Here is a 10,727-nt window from a genome sequence, read left to right on the forward strand (position 1 = left end):
AACCTCCTGTGATGTAATAATTATAAAAAAACTATCCATATAAAATAATCAACATATATAACAATAAATCTAAAATATGTTAATTTGGTGAGTTGTTTGTAAAAAGAATTGAAACCTTCAAGTTATTTATCTTTTGTTAACAGAAGACATCTTCTGTAAATAAAAAACAGATCAAATTCAAAATGATATTTGATCTGTTTTTTGTGAGTAGTGTAGATTGACAGAATTATACCCACGTTAAAGAACTATCGGCTTTAATTTATTTAAATTATAAGTTTCTGTACATTCATGAGTAAGTAGATGGTTCCCAATTATTAAGATTGATAGTAAGGTAATAAATACAGAAGTAAGATCCTTACCACTAAACCAACGCAAAAATCCCATATCCTCATCACGGTTGTTCCCTACTTATTCATGATTAAACTTTTTATTAATAATCCAATAATTCGTTACGAAGAGTGTCAATAAAATCAAAAAACAGTTAGTAGTATATTGCTTATTGCGTTTGAATTTACTAATCCCGTAACTAGCGTTTCCATTGCATGTTTACTCAAACCGACGATTAATCTACAACCAAAAAGGAAAACAATTGAAATTAACGCAATAATACCTTGACTGTAAAAAATAGCACTTATCATTGTTGTGAAAGATACGATAAAAAGAACCCAAATTAGATAAAATAGTAACCCAGTAATCATGTGTAAAAATGGAACAGCAGTAAAAAGATAATTTACATATAGATAAGAGGTAAAGTATCCAATTGTTACACTACAAGCTACCATTAAATAATTTGATACTATTTTCCCACCTATATATGAAGTAACAGTAACGGGCCTTGTTAAAATAAAGGCCCACATACCGTTTGCTTTATCTGTTTGAATGACACCCATCATAGAAATTACTAGAATCATAATTCCAAGCTGATCAAACTGGGATCCCAAAGTACTCGCTAGTACTTCGCCTCCTTTTTGTGCTGCCATACTCGAATCAATGGTAATACCCTGACCGCCACCTAATGCTTCTAGAATTGATGGCAAGTAATGAGTTACTACCGGCTGTGTTGCCCCTAAAAATATAAAAACAACTGGTAGCCAAATCACCTTAAAATCACGTAACATTTGAACACATTCTTTTTTATCAATACCATTAAGTTATTCATTTTTGCACCACCAATTTTAAGAAAATTTCTTCTAAAGTATCGTTGCTCACTTCAAACTTAACGATGTCCACTTTATGTTCGAGTGCATTTTGGAGCAATAAATTTTTGTTTACTTCGATACTTTCAACCTTCACTTTAACTTTAAGCCCAATCACTTCTACGTCCTTCACATAAGGTAATTTTTTAACAACGTCAATCCATTTTCGATCTTTATCTGTTATTTCAATAATTAATTTATTTTCACTATTACGGTGTAAAAGCTCAGTAATCGTCGTATCTTCTATTTTTGTTCCATCTTTTATAATGACAAATCGTTCACAGATTTCTTCTGCATCGCTTAATATATGGGTTGATAATAAAATGGTTGTATCTTTTTTTATTTCTTCTATCAGATTCAATAATTCCCGTCGGCCGATTGGATCTAATGCGGATACCGGTTCATCCATGACAATTAGTGAAGGTTTATGCAATAATGCTTGTGCAATACCAAGTCGTTGTTTCATTCCACCAGAAAATGTACCTACCTTTGAGTTTTCTTCGCCCCTTAGTCCAACTTTCTCCAAATTTTTTGGAATTGACTTTGACAATTCTTCTTTTTTCAATCCCGAAAGCTGCCCCATAAACGTAAGCGTTTCTCTCGCTGTCATCCAATGAAAAAAATTAGGATATTGCGATTGATGAAAATCTTCGGGCGCGACATACTGCAAGGCTAAACCAGTTATGAAAGTTGAACACTTCATATACGTATGCATAATTGGATTCACAATAATAATATCTGGTCGCTTCGGTATTTCGTACAATCTTGCCATCTTCCTGATCCCTAACGCTTTTAATGGCGGTGTTGCTGCTAACACAATTGATCCGCTCTGATTCACATCCCCTACAACGGCCAATTTTGTATAACGCCAGTCCTTTTTTAATACATGATACGCTCGCATAAAAGCTACGAAGATCTACACATAGAATAATACGATTAGGTAAAAGAAAATAATCATACAAGGTAATCACTCCTAATAAAAGAACATTTGTTCTCATTGTATACGAACTCTTATTCTTTTTAAAGGGATTTCCATGAAAATTTTGGTTAAAATAACCTTAAAATTCTTTTTAAGAAAATCTTAAGAAAATCTCCCTTTATTCATAAGAATTTTTTTCTATACTGAAACATGTAAATGAATAAAAGGAGAAATAATCATGAAGAAATTTGTAATTTGCATAATAGGAATAGGCCTCCCTATATACTTACTACCTTTCATATTACGCGGGGATTTAGACAGATTTAATCCGATTGCTGAAGAAAAAAATGTATACGCCGTTGCGAAGGGATATGGCGTTCCAGATTACCATCATAAAGGAAGAGCTATGTACTCACTAAAAGGTGTTGATGAATTAAGGAATGAGAAAGAATATACAGTAGGAACGAACACTCCTAATGATTTTATAAGAAAAACTTACTTGAAAATTCATGTAAAAGGAAAGTATGTGTATTCTTACGACGTCATTTTTGAAAAGGATATTCCGGAGAAAATAAGAGGACAATTAGAAATAGTAGATAACTAAAAGAGCCTACTCGTATGAGCTGGCTCTTTTAGTTTATTTTATAATGTTACTTTTCCCATAGGCTAAAGATTCTATTACCCATTTTCATATTTTTTGAATCAATAGGTGGAATCTCTCCGTCTATTTATCAGATTGGGTGCTTAATCTGTTCCCCAAACCGATAATTGATATAAACTTTCTTCTGTATAAAGCATATTCTTATTGGTCGACTTAATCTCCATAAAAAGTCCCTCCAATAAATTTCTTAATGGAAGGATTCATCTAAGATAGTTAATTTCATCGGTGGTTAGCTCAACTTAATGACTACGGGATCTGTCCCCATTTAGTGATGAAACCCATTATCACATTTCGTATCATGTGGCATAGGCCCGTCCAGGGAATCCAGAAAGGCAACGGCCTGTTTGAGGTTCATCAAAAATAAATGCGCGAGATCCATTGATAATCCATTTCGAACCACAACACGCATAATCGTCACCTCTTCCATATCTGGAGGCAATGGATAGGCGGGTACTTGCCAGCCGAACACACGCAATTGTCGAGATAAATCATAAAGATTCCAGTTTAATGTGTAACCATCTTTCAGCCGCCAAGCGAAAACCGGAATATCCGAACCATCGGACAAAAGTTCGAACGGTTCCATCTGCTGAATCGCCTTGCTAAGAAAAAGAGCGACTTTCTGAGAAGCCCTTTGGACATCATAGTATCCACTTTTCCCCAAACGTAGGTAATTGTAATATTGCAGGAGCACTTGTGCGCCAGGACGAGAGAAATTCAGGGCAAAAGTCGGCATGTTCCCGCCCAAATAGGAGACGCGGAAGATTAGATCCTCAGGGAGATCTTCAGCTTCCCGCCAAATTATCCAACCCAACCCAGGGTAGACTAATCCATATTTATGTCCGGATACATTGATGGACTTCACCCTCGGTAATTGAAAATCCCAGACTAAATCTGGTTGAAGAAACGGTGCTATAAATCCCCCCGAAGCCGCATCCACATGCATGGGAATGTCGAGGCCCGTCCTCTCCTGTAAATCGTCCAACGCTTTCGCAATGGCGGCAACCGGTTCGTAAAGCCCGGTATAAGTCTCACCGAGAATCGGTACTACACCAATCGTATTTTCATCCACGACAGCGAGGACCCCCTGAGGATCCAATTGGGGATGCTCTGGGCTAACATTCACATAGCGTGGTTCAACCTCCCAATAGTTTGCGAATTTTTCCCAAACGACTTGAACAGCAGAACTAAACACAATATTGGGACGATCCACCGGCTTCCCTTCGCTTTTGCGTGCGTTTTGCCAGCGTCTCTTTAACGCAAGCCCCCCGAGCATACATGCTTCCGAAGATCCAGTTGTTGAAACACCCATAGTCGTAATGGGGGTGGGCGAATGCCAGAGGTTGGCTAAAATGCGGACACACCGCTCCTCAATTTCGGCTGTCTGTGGATATTCATCCTTGTCAATCATGTTCTTGTCGAATGATTTGGCATATAATTGCTCTGCGGCAGGCTCCATCCATGTGCTAACGAATGTTGCAAGATTCAAGCGGGCATTGCCATCAAGAGCAATTTCATCATGGACGATTTGATACGCTGTTTCTGGTAACATGCCTTTATCAGGCATGTGAAAGCGCGGAACGGCTGATTCTCCTTCGCGGGCAAACAGAGGATTTATAGAAAATTCGTGAGGCAGCTCCATTTGCATGTGACGCGGTACATATTGTGGATTATCTGGTATGATCTCTTTTCCTTCGTATGCATCGTTTTGAACTTCTACTTTTCGATCCTGTGGCATACAAGTCCCCCTTAATTAATTGTTTAACGAACATATTATTTACAAAAAAGCATTTGTTAAACCAAGGGGACAATTCTAATAAAAGGTGCTGCCACCAAGTGAAAGCACTGTAGAAAAAACTATGTCTATTTTCTTGACGTAGTATCAGTTATCATTTTTTGATTTTTTAAACACTTACAATATTTAATACATGCACCAAAGTTGATGCTTCTCTCACGATAACAAACAGATTAAGGACTTACTGTTGTTGTCACAGTAAGTCCAGTTTTCACCAAGTCTATTTCGGCGTCAATGGTGCAGGTTTTATCAAAAAGTTAATGAATGTAATAATTATTACAACCTAGTATCCCACTTACCGCAAAAGGCATCTACAGGACTTGTGCCCTTAAACTCTGATCTCCCCATCAATTTATCAACTAACGCCTGTAATACATAATCATTTGAGCTATAAGTATTAATAAATGTCTTAACTCTTGGCACATCTAAAAGATGATAAGGGTTTTCTACAGAAATAAAAATAGTTGGAACAGCTGACATATAAACAGGAACATTAGCACCCATAGGTTGGGCCCATTCTATACGTACTGTGGTTTGATTGCTTTTTGTTGCCATGTTCGCTAAATATATTATCAGGTCATATTTCTCAGTAATATCTTTGTAACTACTAGCTAAACCTTCAAAGCCTGGACTTGGTTTAAATACGTCTATGTCGAAGCCTTCGTTTACTAAAAGATCCTTAACCTTTTTAGCAACTCCAGTTCTAACTGAGTACGCTATACCTTGTTGACTCTCTATATCGTAATACAACACCTTCTTATATTTTTTTGGACTAATAGGTAAAACCCCTTCTTCCTTTTTTACTAATGTGATTGCTTTATCTGCACATTCAGCTGCCCAAGCACTATGTTCCTCAGTAGCAATCCCTTTTAATGCTTCTTCCAGCGAAGGTATTAGCTTTCCTTCCGCTTGTTTTTTATGAAGCTTTAATGCCGCTTTAAGAGCAAGTATCTTTGTTACAGCCTCGTTTAATCTTTCCTTTGTAATAATTCCTTCCTGCACGCCTCTTCTCATATATTCATAATCTTCGTCTATGTTCTTTGTAAATAGGAACATATCACAACCAGCAGCAATAGCCTGTGGTACTACCTTATCTCTTGTCATTGGAATTACCATACCAGCCATTGATGATGCATCTGTTACCACTAACCCATTGAAGCCTAATTGTTCTTTTAATAGCTTCGTTACTAATTCATAAGATAGTGTAGCAGGTAACATATCCTTGTCTTCTATTTGTGGATTAAGTTTCTTAGTATATGCAGGCTGCATAATATGACCGACCATAACAGTCATAGCACCAGCTTCAATGCAAGCTTTGTAGGCAGCTCCATAGGTTTTATCCCAATCTTCACAGGACATGGAATTTATAGATGTAACTAAATGCTGATCTCTCTCATCCATACCATCACCTGGGAAATGCTTTATCGAGGCAGCTACACCATATTCCTGAACACCCTTTACATATTGAACACCCATACGGCGAACTCTGTCTGGATCTGAACCAAGAGTACGTGTATTAGTTATCGGGTTTCTGAAATTATAATCAATATCAATAATTGGTGCAAAGGCCCAGTTAGCTCCAACTGCTGAACCTTCACGACCAGCAACAACGCCAAGCTTGTACGCCATTTCATCATCATCAGTAGCAGCAACCTGCATCTGAGATCCTATCATTGTTCCTTCTTGTACAATACCATTACTGCCACTTTCTAAGTTTGCTGAAATCAGCATAGGAATTTTTGAATTTTCTTGAAGGATACGCACTGTATTAACAACCTCAGCTGCTGGCATAGGTCTACACATCAACCCGCTAGGCATATACTTTGCAGCTAGATTTTTTATATTATCCTCATCATCAGAATAAGCAACTAAACAAAATAACTGACATATTTTTTCATCCTCTGTCATGGAAGCTATTGTTTTCTCTACCCATTGGATATCCTCATCATTCAAATAAAATGGCTTTTCTCTTAAATTCATCATTTTTAACCTTCCTTTCATTAATCCTTTAGTAATTCATCTATTGATAGTAAGGATAAATCCTTTACTCTATATTTTGCATTTACACAGTTCGCTGCAAATCCTACTCCTACAGATTTCATACCTCCAGCATTTGCTGCCTCAATGCCAGCATCAGCATCTTCAATGACAACGCATTCAAAAGTATCCATTCCTAATTTTTCTGCTGCTAACAGAAAAACCTCAGGATGTGGTTTGCTGTATTTTATTTCATTTCCATCTGCTACAGCATCAAAATAGCCGTCAAGTTTGATTTTTTTCAGTATAAAGGGCGTATTTTTACTAGATGATCCAATAGCTATCTTTACACCTAATTCCTTCAATGCTTTTAACACATTCATAACCCCAGGAAGAATATCCATTTCTGACAATTTATTAAGCAGATTTCTGTAATAAGTGTTTTTCCTTGCAGCCATCTCCTCTTTTTCTTGTAAAGTATAAAGCGTTTCTGACCTTTCCAAAATAATCTCCAAGCTCTCCATTCTGCTCACTCCACGGAGCCGTTCATTTATTTTTTTATCAAAATATATCTCTTCGTCATCGGCCATTTTTTTCCAAGATTCATAATGAAACTCATCAGTTGAAACAATTACCCCATCTAAATCAAAAATTACTGCCCTCTTACCCATGTTTCCTCCTATTTTTCCGTATAATTTATTGTGTTGCATAGAAGATTCCTTCATAGTTTATTTGTAAATGCTTTGTTAATTAACTTCTTCATTCTGTTTCCACTATCGTTTAAGCCTGGATATCACCTAACTTATTTGTTTCCAATTCTCTTTCAGATTTCAGCTTATGACCTACTTCCGGTATAGGCATAATTGCGAACATACCTATAATCGGCATAAGCGCAAGGAATATGAAAAAGAAGTTCCAGCCTCCTATTGAAAGAAGCAGTGGTCCTATTGCAGGCACTATGGATTGTGGTAGAGAATTAGCAACGTTCATGATTCCAAAGTCCTTAGCGGCATCATCTTGATTAGGCAGCACGCGGGCAACCATAGCTGTATCAACAGCCATAAAGCAACCTCCGCCTATAGCACAGACAATAGCAGCAATATAGAAGGCCTGAACACTTGGTATAACGTACAATAAAATACCAATTGTTAGAATTACACAAGAAATATAAAGGAATATTTTTTGCTTTCTGATTTTGTCTGATAAAACCCCACCTATAAGGCTGGCAATAACAGTGAAAATATTACCAAAAATCATGATATTAGCATAAGTTGATGTAATTTGTTCCTTATCCATATGCATACGATCACCTAGCATAATTGTTAAATAGAACATGCTGCAATATCCTAGCATAAGTAGGAACTTTGAAAATAAAGCCCATGTAAACTCAGGGAATTTTTTTGGACTTGGATAAAATTTTGTTATTTTTCCAACGAAGGATCCAGTATTATTGTTATTCTTTTTAACGAATTCCACCTTGCCTTCTTTTATCAAGAACAAGCTGATGACTGGTCCGATAACACCAATAGCAGCAAACGTTGTGAACTTAACGAAATCAGTTGCATTATTCATGATTTGAATCAATACCATTCCTAAAGTCATGAACAGAGGCAATAAGATACCAAATATACCAGACATGGTACCTCTTTTGGATTCTTCTACTTGATCAGGAATTAAAGCCGTATAAGCCGCCCAGCTGAAATTAAAGAAAAACTGTGCCGCTGCCCATCCCATCACGACGCCTAAAACCGTTTTCGAGAAATAAATATACATGATGCATAATGAACCAAGCAGTGCACCAAGCAAAATCCAAAGACGGCGTCTTCCAAAAGCCACATTGCTTCGGTCACTGATGGCACCACCAATTGGATTACCGATTAAGGCAAAAATTGCACTTACTCCTGCCACCAGACCATAGGATGTGGCGTAACCATTAGGATCAATAGCCATAACCTTTAGTGGTATCAATATTGCACCAACGGTCAGGAAGCCCATAAGCATCAATCCAAAACCAATTGAGATGCCCACAGCCAATCGCGTAAAAGGTGTTTTAATTGTTTCCATAATACTTCTCCCCCTTTTGAGTTGTATATATAATTTCACAAAGCCCAAATTAGTGATTTAGAATAGCAAAATACATAGCATATCGTTTTCAAACTGTTTAATAAAATATTTGCTATAAAAAACAAAGAGATGATATTTTTGAGATGGATAGTGCAAATCCCCCGAGTAACGGGGGGTACGCTACTTCTTCACCTTAGCTGGTGCCTCATGTCCAGCATGGTACTTTTTCTTTTTCTTAATGCTGAACGTCCTGATCGAATAACTCTGCAAGACTGATAGGACCGCATACCTCATTAAATAAATTTATCAATTCATCATCATAATTATGAAGAACCTTGCAATCTCGATCAAAAATCATAGTAGGCTCGTCCTCTAGTTTCACAGCTGGCCACTCAGGTAGCCCTGGGTGATTTGGATTACCGGTTTGTGCAAAATGGATGACTGCTTGGAATATCTTTTCTTCCAGTTCATCTGAAATGCCATCAATATTACAGATTTCAACTTTATCTGTATTATGAAAGACAAAAGGAATGTCTGAACAATGCCATGCTGCCTTTCCGTGAGCAATCGGAAATTCCAGAGTAAAATTATACAAGAAAGCAGAAGCCTTTCCTCCTTCTACCAAAAGTTTTGCCAGCTCTTTAGAAGGCGTACGGAAAATTCTGTCAAGCAACAATAAATCAACCGCTTTCTTTTCAGGATAAGCTTTTACAAACAACTCCATAAGCTCCTGTGTATGCTCACCAAATTTCTTGCAAAGCATTTCTTTTTCTAGATCATCAGAAAGCTCATATTTATTAAAAGTCGCTAGATTAAATGCAAACTCACCAAATACAGATCCTACCACTAATGGAATAGTTTTTGCATGTTCGGTAAAGCCATGTATAAGAGGTTCTCCAAGATAATACTCATTTTTTAGTGGTGCACAGCCCATATAGCCGCCCTTTTGCATAATCGCTGGAGATACTTTTCCATAGACTTTTACCAATTCACTGTAAGGAAGTGTCTCTAAAGCTTCCACATCCTTTTCTGTAAGTCCCAACTCTTCAAGCATTGCTGTTACAATCATTCTTCCATCACCATTTGGTTGAGGCATTAACTTACCATCGTCAATACCACTCATAACAATTCCCTTATGGAAAAGTCCGTCGGCAGCCGCTATCTGCATAAGACCAGTAACTTTCATACCACCACCAGACTGTCCAAACAACGTAACATTTTCAGGGTCTCCGCCAAATTGAGCTATATTTTCGTGAACCCATTTCAAAGCTGCTACAAGATCAGCATGACCAGCATTTGCTGAATTTTTATATTTCTCTCCAAAAGGTGAAAGATCCATATATCCAAGAATGTTTAAACGGTGATTCACACTCACTACTACTACATCACCAAGTTGACTCATATTAAAACCGTCATATGCTACCTGCTCAATGGATGATCCAGCAGTGAAGCCACCGCCGTGGAGCCATACCAAAACTGGTTTTTTAGCATCTTTATCAAGAACTTTTGTCCAGATATTAAGATTCTGGCATTTTTCATCCATAGGCCAATAACGGTGTGGCACCATCAGTTCTGCGGTTGGATTATCCTGTTGCATCAGTGGACATACATATCCATATGATGTAGCATCTTTGATACCTTCCCATGGAGTTAATTCCTCTGGCATTTGAAACCTTTTTGCCTGTGCATAAGAAATTCCTTTGAAAATATGAATTCCATCATAAAAATAGCCTTTTAATTGACCTGCTTTCGTCTGAACAACAGGCACCTCATCAAATACAAATTTTTTCGCCATCTTTTTTACCTCCAATATCACGGTTTTAATGTACTCTAACTTTATCCCACCGGCAGTAGTTTGTGCTTCTGAAGGAACCATGTACTTACGATAAAAAAGGTCTTAACGTTTGGTATAATGTAAAACACAATACCGATTACGATAATCACGCTAGAAACATAAAGATAGATTTTTTTGCTTTCTAGTTTTGTCTGATAAGACGCTACCCACAAGGCTGGTAATAGCAGTAAAAAATATTTCTCCTGCTATTAAGTTAGTATGTAACTTTTCAAACCGTGTAATAAAATATAATTCTCTTATAATTTACAATATCAAGAAAGCGC

At 37.2% G+C, this 10,727-nt stretch carries 6 protein-coding genes and 3 pseudogenes; 1 reads left to right on the forward strand and 8 read right to left on the reverse strand.

The genetic code is table 11. The features are described from left to right. Positions 1-408: 408 nt before the first annotated feature. From KI356_RS22250 to KI356_RS22260, 3 pseudogenes are all read right to left on the reverse strand, one after another. Positions 409-1,159, reverse strand: a pseudogene (locus tag KI356_RS22250) (ABC transporter permease). After that, a pseudogene (locus KI356_RS22255) lies at positions 1,156-1,833 on the reverse strand (ABC transporter ATP-binding protein); the annotation flags it as partial. The pseudogenes KI356_RS22255 and KI356_RS22250, both read right to left, overlap by 4 nt. Then, a pseudogene (locus KI356_RS22260) lies at positions 1,813-2,158 on the reverse strand (Y-family DNA polymerase); the annotation flags it as partial. The pseudogenes KI356_RS22260 and KI356_RS22255, both read right to left, overlap by 21 nt. 195 nt (positions 2,159-2,353) lie before the next feature. Here KI356_RS22260 and KI356_RS22265 point away from each other — a divergent pair. Then, the gene (locus KI356_RS22265) at positions 2,354-2,719 is read left to right on the forward strand and encodes a YxeA family protein (protein ID WP_212936482.1); all 366 of its coding nucleotides are present in this window, start codon (positions 2,354-2,356) and stop codon (positions 2,717-2,719) included. 322 nt (positions 2,720-3,041) lie between these two features. Here KI356_RS22265 and gad read toward each other — a convergent pair whose 3' ends face one another. From gad to KI356_RS22290, 5 genes are all read right to left on the reverse strand, one after another. Further along, positions 3,042-4,511, reverse strand: a complete 1,470-nt coding sequence (gene gad, locus KI356_RS22270) for a glutamate decarboxylase (protein ID WP_212936483.1) — start codon at positions 4,509-4,511, stop codon at positions 3,042-3,044. Between the two features lie 333 nt (positions 4,512-4,844). Continuing rightward, positions 4,845-6,551, reverse strand: coding sequence for a glycoside hydrolase family 3 protein (locus tag KI356_RS22275; protein ID WP_128280500.1), 1,707 nt, complete (start codon positions 6,549-6,551; stop codon positions 4,845-4,847). Positions 6,552-6,568: 17 nt separating this feature from the next. After that, the gene (gene pgmB, locus KI356_RS22280; RefSeq protein ID WP_307856671.1) at positions 6,569-7,255 is read right to left on the reverse strand and encodes a beta-phosphoglucomutase; all 687 of its coding nucleotides are present in this window, start codon (positions 7,253-7,255) and stop codon (positions 6,569-6,571) included. Between the two features lie 70 nt (positions 7,256-7,325). After that, the gene (locus tag KI356_RS22285) at positions 7,326-8,609 is read right to left on the reverse strand and encodes an MFS transporter (protein WP_212936484.1); all 1,284 of its coding nucleotides are present in this window, start codon (positions 8,607-8,609) and stop codon (positions 7,326-7,328) included. 235 nt (positions 8,610-8,844) lie between these two features. Next, entirely contained in the window at positions 8,845-10,404 is a 1,560-nt protein-coding gene (locus tag KI356_RS22290; protein ID WP_212936485.1) for a carboxylesterase/lipase family protein, read from the reverse strand. Between the last annotated feature and the right edge of the window lie 323 nt (positions 10,405-10,727).

This window comes from Bacillus hominis, from assembly GCF_018332515.1.
Lineage (GTDB): Bacteria > Bacillota > Bacilli > Bacillales > Bacillaceae_G > Bacillus_A > Bacillus_A hominis.

Excerpts from the sequence above, each read along its gene's own strand:
- KI356_RS22265 (WP_212936482.1), top strand. The coding sequence starts at position 2,354 with ATGAAGAAATTTGTAATTTGCATAATAGGAATAGGCCTCCCTATATAC.
- gad (WP_212936483.1), bottom strand. The coding sequence starts at position 4,511 with ATGCCACAGGATCGAAAAGTAGAAGTTCAAAACGATGCATACGAAGGA.
- KI356_RS22275 (WP_128280500.1), bottom strand. The coding sequence starts at position 6,551 with ATGATGAATTTAAGAGAAAAGCCATTTTATTTGAATGATGAGGATATC.
- pgmB (WP_307856671.1), bottom strand. The coding sequence starts at position 7,255 with ATGCAACACAATAAATTATACGGAAAAATAGGAGGAAACATGGGTAAG.
- KI356_RS22285 (WP_212936484.1), bottom strand. The coding sequence starts at position 8,609 with ATGGAAACAATTAAAACACCTTTTACGCGATTGGCTGTGGGCATCTCA.
- KI356_RS22290 (WP_212936485.1), bottom strand. The coding sequence starts at position 10,404 with ATGGCGAAAAAATTTGTATTTGATGAGGTGCCTGTTGTTCAGACGAAA.